13 protein-coding genes are annotated in these 17,004 nt (G+C 45.7%); 5 read left to right on the top strand and 8 right to left on the bottom strand.

All coding sequences use genetic code 11. The annotated features are described in order from the left end of the window. Position 1: 1 nt before the first annotated feature. The 7 genes from DDR33_RS06430 to DDR33_RS06400 are packed head-to-tail and all read right to left on the bottom strand — an operon-like array spanning position 2 to position 11,869. Positions 2 to 2,104 carry a glycoside hydrolase family 97 protein gene (locus DDR33_RS06430; protein ID WP_109414949.1) on the bottom strand — a complete coding sequence of 701 codons (2,103 nt, stop codon included), beginning with the start codon at positions 2,102 to 2,104 and terminating at the stop codon, positions 2 to 4. 23 nt (positions 2,105 to 2,127) lie between these two features. Continuing rightward, positions 2,128 to 3,573, bottom strand: a complete 1,446-nt coding sequence (locus tag DDR33_RS06425) for an MFS transporter (protein WP_109414948.1) — start codon at positions 3,571 to 3,573, stop codon at positions 2,128 to 2,130. 6 nt (positions 3,574 to 3,579) lie between these two features. Beyond that, positions 3,580 to 5,430, bottom strand: a complete 1,851-nt coding sequence (locus tag DDR33_RS06420; RefSeq protein ID WP_109414947.1) for a DUF4962 domain-containing protein — start codon at positions 5,428 to 5,430, stop codon at positions 3,580 to 3,582. Next, positions 5,430 to 8,357, bottom strand: a complete 2,928-nt coding sequence (locus tag DDR33_RS06415) for a TonB-dependent receptor (protein WP_109415106.1) — start codon at positions 8,355 to 8,357, stop codon at positions 5,430 to 5,432. The genes DDR33_RS06420 and DDR33_RS06415 overlap by 1 nt, the downstream gene beginning before the upstream one ends. Then, complete coding sequence (locus DDR33_RS06410) at positions 8,354 to 9,148, bottom strand: glucosamine-6-phosphate deaminase (RefSeq protein ID WP_109414946.1); 795 nt, start codon at positions 9,146 to 9,148, stop codon at positions 8,354 to 8,356. The genes DDR33_RS06415 and DDR33_RS06410 overlap by 4 nt, the downstream gene beginning before the upstream one ends. After that, positions 9,145 to 10,389 carry a beta-L-arabinofuranosidase domain-containing protein gene (locus DDR33_RS06405; RefSeq protein ID WP_109414945.1) on the bottom strand — a complete coding sequence of 415 codons (1,245 nt, stop codon included), beginning with the start codon at positions 10,387 to 10,389 and terminating at the stop codon, positions 9,145 to 9,147. The genes DDR33_RS06410 and DDR33_RS06405 overlap by 4 nt, the downstream gene beginning before the upstream one ends. A 31-nt stretch (positions 10,390 to 10,420) precedes the next feature. Then, a complete protein-coding gene (locus DDR33_RS06400) occupies positions 10,421 to 11,869 on the bottom strand; it encodes a glycoside hydrolase family 28 protein (protein ID WP_202913670.1) in 1,449 nt (482 codons plus the stop codon). 257 nt (positions 11,870 to 12,126) lie between these two features. Here DDR33_RS06400 and DDR33_RS06395 point away from each other — a divergent pair, with 257 nt between their 5' ends. Next, entirely contained in the window at positions 12,127 to 13,179 is a 1,053-nt protein-coding gene (locus DDR33_RS06395) for a LacI family DNA-binding transcriptional regulator (RefSeq protein ID WP_109414943.1), read from the top strand. Positions 13,180 to 13,439: 260 nt separating this feature from the next. Next, the gene (locus tag DDR33_RS25545; protein ID WP_146198710.1) at positions 13,440 to 13,667 is read left to right on the top strand and encodes a hypothetical protein; all 228 of its coding nucleotides are present in this window, start codon (positions 13,440 to 13,442) and stop codon (positions 13,665 to 13,667) included. A 37-nt stretch (positions 13,668 to 13,704) separates the two neighbouring features. Here the strand turns inward: DDR33_RS25545 and pdxR are convergent, their stop codons facing one another. Beyond that, positions 13,705 to 15,138: a MocR-like pyridoxine biosynthesis transcription factor PdxR gene (pdxR, locus tag DDR33_RS06390; protein WP_109414942.1), complete on the bottom strand. Its 1,434-nt coding sequence runs from the start codon at positions 15,136 to 15,138 to the stop codon at positions 13,705 to 13,707. A 127-nt stretch (positions 15,139 to 15,265) separates the two neighbouring features. Between pdxR and DDR33_RS06385 the strand changes: the two genes are divergently transcribed. The 3 genes from DDR33_RS06385 to DDR33_RS06375 are packed head-to-tail and all read left to right on the top strand — an operon-like array spanning position 15,266 to position 17,002. Continuing rightward, complete coding sequence (locus DDR33_RS06385; RefSeq protein WP_109414941.1) at positions 15,266 to 15,496, top strand: thioredoxin family protein; 231 nt, start codon at positions 15,266 to 15,268, stop codon at positions 15,494 to 15,496. Positions 15,497 to 15,550: 54 nt separating this feature from the next. Continuing rightward, positions 15,551 to 16,285, top strand: coding sequence for a YggS family pyridoxal phosphate-dependent enzyme (locus DDR33_RS06380; RefSeq protein WP_109414940.1), 735 nt, complete (start codon positions 15,551 to 15,553; stop codon positions 16,283 to 16,285). Between the two features lie 9 nt (positions 16,286 to 16,294). Continuing rightward, positions 16,295 to 17,002: a type 1 glutamine amidotransferase gene (locus tag DDR33_RS06375; RefSeq protein ID WP_109414939.1), complete on the top strand. Its 708-nt coding sequence runs from the start codon at positions 16,295 to 16,297 to the stop codon at positions 17,000 to 17,002. The last annotated feature ends 2 nt before the right edge of the window (positions 17,003 to 17,004 follow it).

Raw genomic sequence — 17,004 nt, 5'->3', positions numbered from 1 at the left:
ATTAGTCTGTCTCCTTTATACTAACGGCAACACCTCCACCCGGAGCAAGAGCCTGCTTTAACACTGTTTTTGAACTTACCTTTACCTTCCGGATCCTGTAACTCATAGGATTCGTTTTCCAGTGGGCGGTACCTGAATCTTCATAAATAGTAGCAGTGTACTGCCTGCCGCGGGGAAGAAAACGCAGATCAATGGTTGCCGTACGGCGGTTTTCATCCGTTACTCCACCGATAAACCATTCATTCCGGCCCCTCGCCTTCCGGGCAATAGTAATGTAATCGCCGGGCTCTGCCTCCAGTATCCAGGAATCATCCCAGTCAACAGCAACATCTTTAATAAACTGAAATGCGTCTGCAAACCGGTCATAAGTTTCAGGAAGATCGGCTGCCATTTGCAAAGGGCTGTACATGGTAACATAATAAGCAAGCTGTTTTACGAGAGTAGTACCCGCCTGTTTGGTTTTAGCCGGATTATGATAACTGAAAATAGTTTGAAGAATCCCCGGCGTATAATCCATCGGTCCACCCATTAAACGGGTGAACGGAAGAATGGTAGTATGTTCAGGAGGAAGGCCACTCATAGCCTCAAACTCAGTGCCTCTGGCTGATTCCTGGGCCAGCCAGTTGGGATATGTCCGGTGCAGCCCCGTCGGCCTCACCGCCTCATGTGAGTTGACCATCATCTTGTATTTAGCCGCCGTACGGGCAACGTGGAGATAATGATTGTTCATAAACTGACCGTCGTGATGTTCACCTTTGGGCCGGATCCATCCTACATAGCCTGTTTTTACTGCATTGTATCCATATTCTCTCATGAATCGGAATGCGGTGTCCAAACGACGCTCATAATTAGAAACGGAAGCGCCTGTTTCGTGATGCATCATCACCTTCACTCCTTTTCCGGCTGCATACCGCTGAAGTTCTTTCACATCAAAATCGGGATACGGAGTCACGAAATCAAACAGATTCTCGCGCACCTTTCCTCCCCAGTCCTCCCAGCCGACATTCCAGCCTTCAACAAGGACCTGGTCAAATCCGTGTTTAGCGGCAAAATCAATATATTTCTTTACATTTTGGGTGTTAGCGGCATGCGTACCGTTTGGTTGCAGACGGCTATAATCGGTTACTCCCAGCTTAACATTTTCGTGATCAGTATAATTCCAGGTGCCTTTCCCCACAAACATCTGCCACCAAACTCCAATATATTTCACTGGTTTAATCCAGGATACATCATCATACCTGCATGGGTCATTCAGATTAAGAATGAGTTTCGAAGCCAGAATATTGCGGGCATCACTACTCACAACAACTGTGCGCCAGGGAGTATTTGCCGGGGCATTGATATCTCCCTTCCCTCCCCAGGCATCGGGAACCAGGTGTGCACTTAAACCAAAGGTCTTCACATCCGCATTAAGGTGCATAGCGGGATAGTCTACCAGGGCAGCTTCATGGATGTTAATATACAGACCGTTATCCGACTTCATCATCAAAGGCGTCTGGACGGCCGTATTGGCAATAGGATGCTGCGACTTGATCCTGAGAGTAGCCTTTTTCATCAGCGCGCCGATCTCAGAAAATTTTGATGTTGTATAGAGATACTCATTGGTATCATAATCACCAGGCATCCAGAATACTTTATGATCTCCGGCAAGATTGAACTCAGTCAGTTCTTCCCTGATAATAAAGGCACTAAGCTTATCCTGCTCTGGAAATTCATAACGGAAACCCAGGCCATCGTTAAAGAGGCGGAAACGAATCTTCATCACTCGTCCTTCCTGGAGAAGAGATACCAGCATTTCATTATAGTGGTTCCGGATGAGTCGCTGCTCTCCCCATACTGTTTGCCAGGTAGTATCTTTTGAAGACCGTTCTATCCCCTGTAATTCGAAGAACTCCTTCATCTGAGCTGTTCCGGATAAGATCTCGAAGCCAAGGCGGCTTGGTTTTATCACCTGGCGTCCTTTATACTTCATAGAGTAAACCGGTGATTTCTGTTCATTCAAAGAAAAAAACAGAACGAAGCTGCCGTCCGGAGATTTTAGCTCCTGGGCACTAAGAGGAACTATATAAAGAGTGCAGATCAGAAAAACCAGTAATTTGTACATATTGAATAAGCTTGTTAAGATACCTACAGATCAGTAATAGGTTTATAAACCGGCACCAGGGCCTTCATAACGACCCACCCTGCCAGATGTGAAAATGCGCAAACCGAGAAAACGATAAAATAGCCTGCCTCTTCCCCTTTAAATCCCATAAAACGCATTTGAGTTTCAGCGGCATAATCAAAGAGTACCCCTGATGATTTGTTGATGATAAAAGCTCCGATCCCTCCGGCCATCCCACCGATGCCAATGACAGTAGCAATGGCTTTTTTAGGAAACATATCCCCCACGGTAGAGAATATATTAGCAGACCATGCCTGGTGTCCGGCCATAGCAATACCAATAAAAGTGATGGGCAGCCAGTAAGAAATATGGCCAAGAGGCTGTGCAAGCAGAGCTACCAGCAGGAATGAAGCAAAGATGAGCATCGTACGCATTCTGCCTGCGTATGGATTCATCCCTCTCTTTTCAACAAAGTAGGAAGGCAGCCAGCCTCCGATAATAGATACAAGGGAGATAAGATAGAGCATAAATATCGCAAGCTGCCCCATCGGATCCGACGACTTTATACCGTATACAGAACTGAGATATGCAGGTGTCCAGAAGAGAAAGAAAAACCAGACTCCGTCGGTGAGAAGCTTTCCCAGTGCGAAGGCCCACGTCTGCCTGTACCGCAAGCAATCCCTAAAAGTGACCTTTGATTCGCGGCTGATATCTTTATGAATGATATTTTCGTGATCCTCACGGATATAGGCAATTTCCAGCTCATTCACTCCCGGATTAACCTCCGGCTTCTTGTAGACAAAAACCCAGATCCCCATCCAGACAAATCCAAGTGCCCCTATCACGATAAAAGCGGTCTCCCATCCCCATGCCTGTGCAATAAACGGAATAGATAATGGCGCAGCCAGTGCTCCTGCCACAGATCCGGCATCAAACAAGCTGGTCGCCAGGGCGCGGTCTTTCTTTGGAAAATATTCTGCAACAGCCTTAATGGCAGCAGGATAATTGCCGGCTTCCCCAAGCGCCAGCACCATACGGGCAAAGATGAATAAAGTGACACTTACACTTGCGACCATGGATGTGTTGTCTACCAGGGCGATAGTTTCCCGTGCCCCATGGAAACTTACCAGCCAGTTTCCTGAGATAATGCCCGATGTAAGGATACCACAGAAGGCATGAAGACATGCACCTGCAGACCATATACCGATTGCCCACAGGTAGCCTTTACGGGTGTCAAGCCGGTCTACAAACCGGCCGGCAAAAAGCATACTGATGGCGTAGAAGACCGAAAAGAATGCAGTGATATTACCGTAGTGAGTATTGGTCCAGTGAAATTCAGGGGCGATAAAATCTTTCCATGTGAGGGAAAGAACCTGCCTGTCGAGATAATTAATCAGTGTAGCAAAAAACAGCATGGAACATACAATCCATCTGTAATTTGTTCTTCGGGGAGTTAAAGGATTGCTCATTGAGTTCTAATATGTTAAAGCGTCTTCTTTATTATTTATGGGTATCAGCGTAACAGTCAGGCTTCTTTGCTTATGAGGCATAAGTGAGCAGGTATATCCTATTATACTTATACCATCGTTAGGAGCATCATACTTTTGAAGACCTTTGGCGGGTATTATGAAAGGGCTTACCTGCGGGGGCAACCGGACCAAAAGCCATTTTCCCTCCTGAAACAGTAAGATTCCTCCTTTAATAACTTCTGCCTTCGCTTTGGTAAGCATGCGCCATGACAGATTTGCAACAGAGTCAGATGAGCAAATACTGTCAGTCAGTACAACTGCCTTCTGCCCGGTAATAGAAAGTGTCCTTTCCGCACAAGACAGCAGACCGCCGTACATAGGCGACAGATCGAGGCTTACCTTCATTTCTTCAGGCGTTTCAGACCAGTTCTTTATTCTTGCATTTCCGCTGACGTTAAAATAACGATCGTTCACAGAGATCACATTATGAGAGAAGTTGTTGTACCGGAAGATGCTCCATCTACCGCTCTCCTGACTATTATCCCAAAGCGATATACCCAGCTTCTCAATCTCTCCGTAATCCTGTGGCCCCAGATCAAGGGCCCAGCGTACACCAGATGCCTCCATAACAAAAGTGCCTTCATCAAGATGTGTATGTGTATTATCGGAAGGACTGCCGCCTTTAATAGCCGCAAAGATGGCATCTTTCTGCCCCCAGGCAGTCCTCATCAGGCAAACCGGCGCCTCATTCCTGGCAACAAACATACGTGGAAGCGTTTTTCCCTTTTTACTATCCATCTTAAAACGATGCCCGAAGATAAAGGCAAGGGGAAGGACGCGGGTATACTGCTCATAGCCAAAATCTTTTCTCTCAAGCAGCTGACTGATGCCGGATTTTGCGAGGGATTCGTCTCCCAGCTTTTGTGCAAACCAGAATATCGGGATATTGAGCCTGTCTCCTGCCCCCGAGTCACCAAAATTGAAAGCCTGACCGCCCGGTCCTACCATGTGCGTAATGTAATAGGCACTTTGCTTAAATCCGGGAATCTCCGATAATCCGGAGTCATGACCATACAGGTTATCAAGCAACGCAAGCAGAAGGACGTTATACGTCGTACCGTAGTGCCAGTATCCATAACCCTCCGGATAGGCACCGTCGGGCCCGTAACGGGCCATGGGTTTCCGGATACCCTCCACCGAACGGCTGATGATCTTCCGGGCCAGCTCAGGTTCATCTTCCATAATTGCTGCTGCACCAAACGCCATAGCAGTATTGCAGACCTGGTTCCAGTTGTTGTCGCGCGTGAGGAAACTGTTGTACTCCGTTTTGAGCGAAGGCAACAAGCCCTTCTCCAGGATTGCGCGTTTGACAGCTTTCCGCGTCGGTACACTCAGAGCGGACCATAGCCAGTCATACCCGATGGATACAGCCGTGGTCATTTCGGCAACATCAAGAAAATGCGACGGGTTCCAGTCACTGAACCGGCTGACTGCAAGCAATTCCTTCTCGGCGCGGGCTGAGTAAACCCGGTCACCGGTGGTACGGTAGGCATACGAGAGCATAAACAGCCTGTATAAAGCTTCCCGTGAGGTATTCAGCATACGTCTGCCTTCTACCACGCGTTGCAGGGGACTGGATTCCAGCAGTTGCGTACATGCCGAGAGAGTGCGCTCATGGAGCACTCTCCAAACTTCATCAGAAGCAATATCCTTTTGCATCTGTTTCAATCCTGCCTCCGGCAGGAGTATCCGGGGATGCGGCGAACTTTGTAAGCCGGGCTCCCGGAAAGTATGTTCTCCGGCTATGCCGGAGAACATACAGCCTGCTGTAAACAGTACTAAAATGTATTTCTTCATTAAAATCTATAGCTGATACCAAGCCGGCCGTTCACCCCGTTAAACTGCAGGTTATATATTCTGTCCTTGTTACCAAAATAGTTATAATATTCATTATCCAGAACATTCATTAGTTCTGCCCAAACGGTGATCCCTTTGTACAGACGTACGTTTCCGTTAAGATCGAGCTGCCATCTTCCTTCCTGCCAGATATCGCGTTCGGAATTAGATCCCAGTGCATTGATATAAGAACCGATATAATTCATAGAAGCCTGCAGCGTGACTTTCTTGGTGGAATATGCTAATGCAAAATTTCCGGTATTCTGAGCTTGCCCTGGCAACCTGGTACTACCACGCTCCAGGCTGGTGGTTGCTTTTGAATGAATATAAGTATAATTGCTGGTAAAAACCAGGTTCCTGAAGATCCAGGGCAGGAAAGTGAGGCTCGCATTAATGGTCGCTTCAGCACCATAAACTTTCGCCGCATCGCCGTTCATGCTTTTGATCACCTGCCATCCATTGTAATCACTTCCGGGTTCGTCAAGGATCCCTTCGCTCAGATATTGAAAATTCCCGATGTGCTTATAAAAAACGCCTCCTGAAACAATTCCCACATTTGATAGATAGCGCTCAAAAAGCAGGTCTAAGTTATTCGCATAAGCAGGTTTCAGATCAGGGTTACCCAGCGTCACCCGCTGTAAGTCCTGCGAGATATTCTGCTTCGGCACCAGATCCGTTACATTAGGCCTTGAATATCCTGTAGTCCAGGCAAACCTGAAAATTGTTTTATCAGTCATGTCATACTTGAACTGAATATTAGGCAAAAATTTAGTGTAATTTAGTTTTTCACTGACAGGTGTAGAGGTATAATCATTATAAAGAGTGGCATCGCCCCCCTGAACAGGAGCGTTAGGGTTAACAAATGGGGTTACAATATTCGCTTTATAATTGACACTGGTCCGCTCCACACGGGCACCGGCAAGTACCATGAGCTTATTCATCTGGATCTTATTCATTACATAACCAGACACCACATCTTCACCCGCATCGTAATAAAATCCATCAATATAAGTATTTGAGAAGTAATCATTTCTCTCAATTTGTGCAGAATTAGCCGGATCGGCCAGGTACGCCTGGGTTTTGCCGAGGTCAGCTGTCATCCCAAACGGTAGTTTATCGTTAAGGAAAGACGTAGAAAGCTGATCTTTATATAGCAGGTTACTAAGACTGTTGGCATTATTGGCAGTAACGCTATATGTCCAGGTACCGTCAGGAATATAACCTGAATTGTTCATAAACTTTCCTTTAGCACCGAAGGAGAAAGTAGAAGCAAACTTGCCAATGAAATAGTTTTTCGATGCATTGGCTCTCAACGTAAAGTTAGTACCTTCCGTGATGTTGTCATTGTTCTCAACCGTATACAGGTTAAAGCGGGATATCGCATCAGGAGCATCAGGTCCCATATTGCCTGTCGGCTGGTAAAGATAAGAGGAAGTCAGGTATTTTGAATAAATATCCGGAACAACTCCTACTACCGTACCCGCAGGGATGGTAACCCCATTTACTTTCTTACCTGCTCTCCATTCAGGCCCCTGAAAACCCATCATCTGGCTGGTATAGTCGCGTTTAGACTTATTGTAGAATGCTCCTCCGTCCACTTTCCAGCTTCCCATGGTCGATTCTCCGTCCAGATTAAGATTAATATTTCTGATCTTCTCATTCTGATCAGACACCTGAACAATATTTCTCATTCTTTCAGAGCCGATACTTCCATCGTCCATTAAGAAAAAGCCTTTCCCGTTATCACGGAATCTGTACCGGTTACGATACCGCAAGTCATCGTCGTTCCGGTTGTTGTACACAGAACTGAGCGTAAACTTTGTATTTTCAACAGGTGCCCAATCGAGCACCAGCACAGCACCGTGTCTTTTGGATTCCCTTGACTGATAACGATACCTGAAATCAGTTGGAATGTAAGTATTCTCAGATACCACCTCACCGGTTGATTTGCGGGTCAGCGTGTAGGGTTCCCAGGCTTCAGCTTCCAGTCTGTCGTACCCGTTGTTAGTATTCAGATAGCTGTAGTTGGCGGCGACACCAAGCACCCCTTTAGGATTCTTATCTGTCGGTAAGTAGCGCTGTGAAAACCCCGCCCTGATATTGTAAATAGTCTTTTCACGCAGCCAGTTATAGCCGCTTCCGAGATCGAGAGATAATTTTGGTGAAAGAGAACGGGCTGTTGCGGTCCGCATGTTTACCACTCCCGCAATTGCATCACCATCATTGGAGGGCAAAAGCGTTTTCTGCACCTCCAGGGAGGCAAGAATATCAGAAGGGATAACATCAAGCGACTCATTTCTCTTGCCTTCTTCCTGGCTGCTCATTACCTGCTCGCCGTTTACGTTGATATTAGTAAAATTTGCAGGAGTCCCGCGCAGCTGAACATCCTTACCGTTGGTAGTCACCCCACTGAGGCGTTTCAGCGCATCGGCAACATTTGGGTCGGGAAAGCGGCCGATCTGGTCTGCAGAAACAACCTGCATCATATTGTCAGCCATCTTTTGCTGATTTAACGCTCGTTGCTGTCCTCCTACGACTGCCGAAATCACCACGCTCTTCATTGTGACTGAAGATTCTTTAAGGGTGAAGTCTGCAGTAATTGTTTTCTCTGCCACTATTGTGACTTTCCTGGTTAAAGTAGCGAAGCCCAGGTAGTTCACGACAATCTCCACTTCACCTGCAGGGACACCCTGCAGTGAATAAGAGCCATTCAGGTTGGTAGCGGTTCCTAATGTAGACCCCTTTACGGTTACGGATGCTCCCGGCAATACAACACCGGCGGTATCTTTTACAATTCCCCGAAGATTTCCCTTTCCCTGAGCATAGGATGATGATGAGAGCGCAATGACTGCGGCAAACAGCAGCAAAGAAACAATTAGCTTTTTCATAATGAACATTCTGGTTGGTTGGTTAATAATTCAGCGGCGTCTTTATCAAGGAAGAGTGTAGCGTCTTTGTGAGTGCGCAATACAGAAGCAGGACAGGACTCGGACACGGGCCCGTACAATGCGTCGAAAACCGCCCTGGCTTTTCGTGCGGAAGGAACGATTCCGATAACAGTATCACAAGCCATAAGTGCCGGGATTGTGAGTGTGAGGGCACTACGGGGAACCTCATCAATAGCTGCAAATTCTCCGTCATTTACCTGCTGTTGCCGGCATACGTCGTCAAGAGTGGTTATCCTGACCCATTTTTCTTCATCAAACCGCGCTTCATGGGGATCGTTGAAGGCAAGATGACCGTTTTCACCGATGCCGAGGCAAACTATATCAAGGGGGGCTGCCCTTAACAACTTTTCATACCTCTCACACTCCGCTTCTACATCAACCGCATCGGGCCTTACATAATTAACCCCGCCAAACGGCTGGCTTCCGAACAGGGCTTTTTTCAGGAAATTACCAAAGTTCTGCGGAGCATCCTTTCCAAGGCCGATATACTCGTCCATGTGAAATGCTTCTATCCTGCTAAAGTCGATCTCCGTGTCCGCTGCTAGTGCAGCAAGGAAATCTGCCTGGGAGTGAGCAGCAGCAAATACCGATCGGATCAGGCTTTTCCTGGCCAGCAAAGCCTGGACTCTTTGCTTATAATGCTCATAAGCTGCACGTCCCATATCCGCTCTCGTTTCGTATACATGGATCTTAAGCGGGCCGATAGTAAATTCTTTTAGAGGTTCTGTCATATCTGTTTTTTGTATTTTAGTTCATAATAAGCAGCCAGGAAACGAAGCCCGAAGGATGTTCCTACATCGCGCTGTGTCAGCCAGATCTGGCCATTTTTAGAGCGCATACGGGTGTTTATCACAGCACCACGCATATTGGGATCCGGGTGATCCGCGGCATATCTGTTCTTCAGGATCCAGTGAATGCTTTTTTCGTAGGAGGGTATGAACTCGCTGTACCCATAACCCGCAAGGCGCATCCAGACGATACCGGCAAACGCCACGGCTGATCCACAGACCGAGCCTTTATCTGAGGGTTTTCCATCTGTATAATTTTCGTAGAAGATAGTGCCGTCTTTCTTTTGGGCTTTTGCATAGGTGCGGGCAGTTTTCGCTGCTGCCTCCAGATACTTCCGGTCTTTCGTCAGTTCGTAAGCTTCCAGGAGCGATTCTGCATACCACAGGTTGAAGCGGGGATGAAAGGATGATTCTTCGATGTGGTTAGGCATATATCTCATCCAGATACCATCTTCATTCTGCTTTTCAATCAGTGAATTACAGAGCAGAATATGAGCTTCTTTGAATTTCTTATCTCCTGTAAACTCATACGCGTCTTTAAACGGGGAGCCTTCTGTGTTCGGACGGGATACATCCTCCAGTGTCTGATTCTCTTTATCTTTATAGAACGGGCTGTTTTCTTTTAAAACTTCACCGGTCTTCAGGTCAACCAGGTCATAGCATACCCCTTTTTCAGGGTAATACATATTATTAAGCATCCAGCGGCATGCAGACGATGCCACCTTCGCATATTTCTTATCTCCCGTAACCTTGCTTAATTCAAATATACCGGGTGTACCATCACTGATGGTGGCAAATACGATCTGATCATTGCCTATTGCATCACCATGTGTGGCAGCTACCATTCCCTTCAGTTTAGGATGGTCTTTAATCTCCAGTCCGATCCACCAGTTCCCCGCCTTCCGGGCAGCAGCCAGCATCCTGGAATCTCCTGTTACCTTATAGGCATCAAGCAGTCCAAGGATCAGCTGCCCGGTGTGCCATGGTTCTTCATACGGGTACCATTTCCCTTCAATGATATTATAATCACACCGCGATTTGCCATCCGCATCAAGAAGAACGGCAGATGCATAATTCGCAGATTCTTTCATAGCTTTAAGAAGATCAGCAGCGGGCGGAGTCTGAGACTTCCCGCTTAAGCTTATGAAAAAACATAAACACAGGAGTGAAGCTTTAATTTTCATACTATTTGGTTTTGAGCGGAGCTGATGTATTCTATTTCAGCGTTATATTTGAATTATTTAGTATTCTGATATTGTCCTGACCGCGGTCTGATGATATCCCGGAAATCATCCCTCCAGTCACATCGTCGCAGAATACAGCAGGGCGGCTGTCGCCTGACTTGACCTGGAAAGATATCCCCTGAAGATTTAAATCACGGATATGCCGGGCATATAGCCCAAATGCAGGCAGGGGGCCGAACATGGTCGACTCAGGATACAAATCCGGTAGTTCATCTATCACCTTCCGGGCATGCTCTTCAAGTCCGCCGCCCGGAAACACAAAACGGCTGTTTGTAATAGAAATCCCTTCAATCTTCTGATCAGGGAGTCCTGTAAGGGCACACCCTATAAAACCGGAGGCCTCTGCCGTTATGTTTGACAACTGTATATTTCGCATTCTTCCCGGTGCCGGTTCGGGAGCTTCAGCATAGTGCTTTCGTGCCCTGTTGCCGAGGCGCACGAACAGAGGTACATACGTACCGTCTATCACAACATTTGATATACTGATATTTTCCATCAGGCCGCCATCCACCATTTCCAGCGCAATACCACATATTCCCTCCGGGCGGCCTGTCAGTGCTGTTGTTACAGCCGACTTTCTGATAACCAGGTTACTGACCGTTACATTCCGGAACCCGGCGGTGGTTTCAGTTCCAAACTTCAGCGCATTGCAGTGGCTGCTTATGATACAATCGGATACTACGATATTTTCTGATACACGGTCTGAGGTTCCTTTAAAAGTAATACCATCATCGTCGGAATCGCCGATGACCCGGGTGATAACCACATCCTTGCATCCGTCAATATCCATCAGATCGTTGTTTTTATTGGAATGATTAAACACCCTGATCCCGTCTATCCGAAGCTGTTCACACCGGATATAAGACTGCATCCACATAGCGGAACTTCTCAGCTCAATATCCCTGACCAGCACATTAGTACATCCTGCAGCCCATAATAAGTAAGGCCTGTTACGATATCTGTCGGGCTTCTTGTTGGTCGTTAATTTAAAATGACCGCCCTGTCCGTCAATCGTTCCGGTACCCTCTATAGTGATATTACGGATATTATGTGCTACGATGAGTGCCTGACTTACCCATGTATCGCCCCAAAAACGAAAGTCTGTTTTTACCCGGGGGTAATCTGAAAGGTTTACAGAGCCGAGCAACCTGGCTCGGGGCGAAAGAACCAATGTTGTATTATTTCTAAGAAACAATGTGCCCGTCACAAAAGAACCTTCAGGAATTAGTACCTTCCCTCCATCCTTCGCTCCTTTATCTATAGCAGCCTGAATAGCGGATGTATTGACTGTTTTTCCATCAGGCACTGCTCCGAATAAAAGAATATTGTGCTGAGAAACCGTGCTATAAGCACGGAACATAATACAACAAAACACAAGAACAGAAAAAGCACGCTTAAACCTCATAAAGGAAAAACTCATACACAATTAGTTATAATTACAAATTAGTTATTTAAAAGCAAAATAAAAACACGCTATACCAAATTAAAACACCGTGTAATGCCGTGCTCTTTACAAATATATTAACATAATTTAATTTTCAATATTTATTTTTTCTTTTTTAACGACTACTAAACTATTAAAACAGAGGAATTCTCGTCAAAAACGATAACAACTACCCTAATACACACACCGTGCTTTTGCACAGCCGAAAAAGGTTTAATATATTTACAGCCTAAATGAAGAAAAAATACAGGATCAAAGATATAGCTGCGCTTGCGGGGGTGTCTGCAGGAACAGTTGACCGTGTTATACACAACAGGGGTGATGTATCTGCGGATAGCCGGCAGAAAATCGAAAAAGTACTGGCAGAACTTGATTTTACCTACCGGCTTGGCTCCCCTGCCGTGGCTGATTCCAGGCAGTTCAGGCTCCTGATTATCCTGCCGGAACATTCTGAGGGAGACTATTGGGAATCTATTGAGAAAGGAATCGAAAGTGCGGTAAACGATTTTGGGAACATTAAGCTCAAAATGAAATTCCTTTATTACAACCAGTTTGATCTTTACTCCTGCAGGAGTACCTTCAACAAAGCTCTTTCCCTGAAAGCAGACATGGTCTTGATCGGGCCATCATTTTATGACGAAACCGTACTTTTCGCCAGTCAGCTATTTATGCGGAATATTCCATACGTCTTCGTTGATACCTTCGTTAACAATACTCAGCCGCTTGCTTTCTTCGGCCCCCACTCCTTCCAGACCGGTGTGGTACAGGCCAGGTTATTAACTACAGTGCTTGAGCCCGGCAAAGACATTGCTTTTTTTCATTCTAAAAGAACCGGCGACGAGACCTCTGTACAATCACTTGCCCGTTCGTATGGATTTATGTCATATTTAAAAGATCACTTCCCTCAAATTAACGTTTTTTCAGCACAGTTTGACGACTCAGACAGGAAACTGAGTACAGGGCTCCTCGATCAATTCTTCAGGGAGCACACCAGTATAGGCGGGGCTGCCGTGTTTAATACCCGGGCGTACGTTATATCTGAATATTTGAAACAGCACCACCTGCAACATATTAAACTTGTCGGGTATGGCACAGATAAACGCAATATAGATGGCCTGAAAGATGGATATATCTCCTTTATCATCTCGGAGAGACCTGAGCACCAGGGATACCGGGCAATAAAAAGTATTTTGGAATACCTTTTGTACAATAAAACCGGCCAGGTTGAAAATTACACACCAATCGATATTCTGATAAAAGAAACGGCTGATTTTTATGCTGTTTAAATTAAAGGCAAATTACTTAGTCTTTCTATTTTTTATTTCCCTAAATTAGACTGTCGTTATGACTAATTGCAAGAAGCGCTTTTCGATATATTCCGAGAGGTTTTAATGCAATTCCGGCTTATACAAACAATAGAAAAACTGGCAAAGCTAAAAAAGATGCAAGCGGGCTTTTTTTCTTAGCACTTTTCCACAAATCAGCACATATCAATCCAGTTTTCAACATTTTTAAACCGTTTTAACTTCTTAATAGTTTTAGAATCATGGAATTATTCAGCTTTCAGGGACAAATCTCGGGTCAAATGCGCACCATCTCTGTGAGAAAAAGCGGAGAGCTTTTTATAGTAAGTAGTGGCGATAGTATTCTGGTACACCTAAGAAGAATTTCAGATGAATGCCTGGTGTATGGACGGGCGCCTTCCAAGCTATCGAAGGAGGAAATCGATCTCATTTGTTCAGAGATCCAGAAGCGGGTTTATTCAATATCATGAGAAGACATCATGACTGATCGTATCATTGATTTTGCTTTTACCGCGGCCTTCTGCTCAATACTCCGGCTATCGTTTCCACAGCCTCATGGAGTTTTTGCTCTGAAAGGGATGCATATCCAAACCTGAAACCCTGTATACCGTGATTGTTATAGTAAAATGAACCGGGAACATTCAGGGAAATTCCCTTCTCCTGCAGCTGCGTTTCCAACCATGCAAAATCCAGCGGATTTCTCAACTTCAACCAGACCGCGAGCCCCCCTTCAGGTATAGTGTAAGACACCTCGCTACTAAGATATTTATCCAGGAGACCCGTAAAGTAATCTCTCTTTAGTTTATAAAACACGTTCGCACGGCGAAGATGACGTCTGACAGATCCGGTATTTATCAGTTCAAGGATCGCCTGCTCCATAATATTATCACCCTGCACATCGATTAGTTTTCTCATATTACCTGCTTTCTGCACAATATCATCACTACTGACAAGATATCCTGTCCGCAGAGAAGGGGCAACCACCTTACTCAGCGTGCCAATATATACATAGCTTTTGAGGTCCTGAAAACTTGCCAGCGGCAAGACCGGCCTGCAGCCGAAATGAAATTCATTATCGTAATCATCCTCAATGACTGTAAACCCATATTGATTGGATAGCTGTATTAACTCAAGTCTTCTCTGAAGCGACAACGTCACTGTAGTGGGATATTGATGGTGAGGAGTGGTGTAAATTGCCTTGATCTTCTTTCTCTTTTTCAGATGTTGTTTTACCTCCTCTATTGAAAGTCCCTCCTCATCAACTCCAACCAGCAACAGTTTTGCCCCCGCACTTTCAAATACTTCCCAGGCGGGCTTATACCCGGGGTTCTCCACTATAATGGCATCTCCTTTCTCCAAAAGAACGTGAGCCGCAAGATACATGGCCATCTGGCTTCCTCTCGTGATACACACATTGTTTTCACTAATCTTCAGGCCCCGCTGATGGCTCAGCATATTGCTGATCGCTTTTCTGAATTCCGGATCTCCGGTCTGACCTGTATATCCCATCATTTTCCAGCGGGCTTTACGCCTGAAGATCTGCCTGTAAGCCCTCGCCAGTTCATCAATGGGCGCAATTTTACTATCCGGATGGCCGTCGTCTATAACAATCCCGGGGATTACACCGGATTCCGTGACGACCTGATGGGCGATCGCTTCTTCTTTGACTGGCCTTAGAACCGGCAGAACATCCGCTACAAAAGTACCCTTCCTGTTTTTCGCAATCAGCCATCCTTCATTTAACAGTACATTCAATGCTTCAATGACCGTGTTTCTGTTTACTTTTAAATCTAAAGCTAATTTGCGGCTGCCCGGAAGCGCTGTTCCTTTTTTTAGTCTCCCGGACTGAATATCCACGATAATAGCATCCGCTATCTGCAGGTAAACAGGCTTTTGGCCATTCGCGTCTAAATGTACATTTAACTCCCAGGGTCGAAGCATCTGGACTAGCTACTTTTATGAAAACTGTATCAGAAACCTAGTCCAAATATAAAATACTTTTGTATTAGAAAAACATAAGAAATACAAATCACAGTAGCAGTCTTTTTTTGAACAAACAATAAGTAAAATGGAAAAATCAATTTTTTATCACGCTGGATGTCCTGTATGTGTAAGTGCAGAGCAGGATATTTTAAATCTTATTCCCACCGGACAGGTAGAGGTAGTTCATTTAGGAACCGACAAAACGAGAGTAACAGAAGCTGAAAAAGCCGGTGTTAAATCGGTCCCCGCCCTGGTAACCCCAAATGGCAATGTACTTCATATAAATTTTGGCGCTTCCATTAGCGACTTAAAATAGAACAAACCAGGGATCCGGAAGAAGAGATCTTCTCCCGGACCTTAATTCGTATAAATGGAAGATCCGATTATTAATAATCTGAATAATATTCAGAGAAGAATAAAAGAAGCCTGTGCCAGAAGCAAACGGCCACCGGAGGATGTCAGACTTTTGCTTGCTACCAAAACGGTTCCCGCTGAAAGGATAAAAATAGCTTTACAGTCAGGGTGTACTTTGATCGGCGAAAACAAGGTACAGGAAGTCCGGGAAAAGTTTGCCTCACTGAAGGACATTCCTCATCAGAATCATTTTATAGGGCATTTACAAAGCAATAAGATTAAAGAACTTCTCAGATACGACATCTCCTGCATCCACTCCCTTGATCGTTTGGACATCGCCGGAAAACTCAATCAAAGGCTGCTGCAGGAATCTAAAACGATGGAAGTGCTCATCCAGGTTAACACCTCCGGAGAAGAAAGCAAATTTGGCGTGTTTCCGGAAGATGCCGTTAAGCTGGCACAACAGCTGTCAGAACTTAAAGCTCTCCGGGTAAGGGGGCTGATGACAATCGGTTTGTTTAGTGCTGATCAGGAAAAAGTACGGCAGTGCTTCCGCCTGCTTCAATTTGTCCGGCAGGAAATCATGAACCAACATATTACAGGTGTGGAAATGAAGGAACTTTCAATGGGTATGAGCGGCGACCTGGAAACGGCAATTGAAGAAGGTGCTACTATCGTACGCATTGGTACAGATATCTTCGGAAAGCGGATTTATCCCGATAGCTATTACTGGAGTGAGAATAAAGTTTAAATTTCATAAATGAAAGTACATTATCTGCAGCATGTTCCCTTTGAAGGGCTGGGGTACATTGAAACCTGGCTTAAAGAAAATGACTTCCGGATTTCGGCCACACGGTTCTATGAGCCGGCCCATTACTTTCCCGAGGTTGAAGAAATAGATGCACTGATCATCATGGGCGGCCCGATGGGAGTATATGATGAACATAAATATCCCTGGCTTCATGAAGAAAAAGTCTTTATAGAGGATTGCATCAGGGCCGGAAAAAAAGTACTGGGGATTTGCCTCGGAGCACAACTGCTCGCCGTCTGCCTGGGTGCCAATGTCTATACGGCAAACTCCAAAGAATTAGGCTGGTTCAGGGTCGCTCCTACTGAGATGAGTAAGAAAGTATCATGGTTTTACCGGTTATTTCAGGATCATCCTATGGTCTTCCACTGGCACGGCGACAAATTTGAAATCCCGTACGACGGCAGTTTCAGCCTCCTTTCATCGGAGGCTAACAACAACCAGGCATTCTTCCATAGCGAAAATGTCATCGGTCTGCAGTTCCACCTGGAAATAACAGAAGACGGAGTCCGGGACATGCTGCAGCATTGCAGGAAGGACCTGGCCCCTTCATCAGACTTTGTTCAGCCAGAGCAGACGATCCTGGAACACCTGGATCACATTAAGAAACTCAACGGAACTATGGCTGAAATCCTTCAGACATGGCTTTGCCGGGGATAACA

The sequence above is a fragment of the Pararcticibacter amylolyticus genome, assembly GCF_003130405.1.
GTDB classification, from domain to species: Bacteria; Bacteroidota; Bacteroidia; order Sphingobacteriales; family Sphingobacteriaceae; genus Arcticibacter; species Arcticibacter amylolyticus.
Note: the sequence above shows the minus strand (reverse complement) of the source record. Positions and strands in the feature narration are given on the sequence as shown.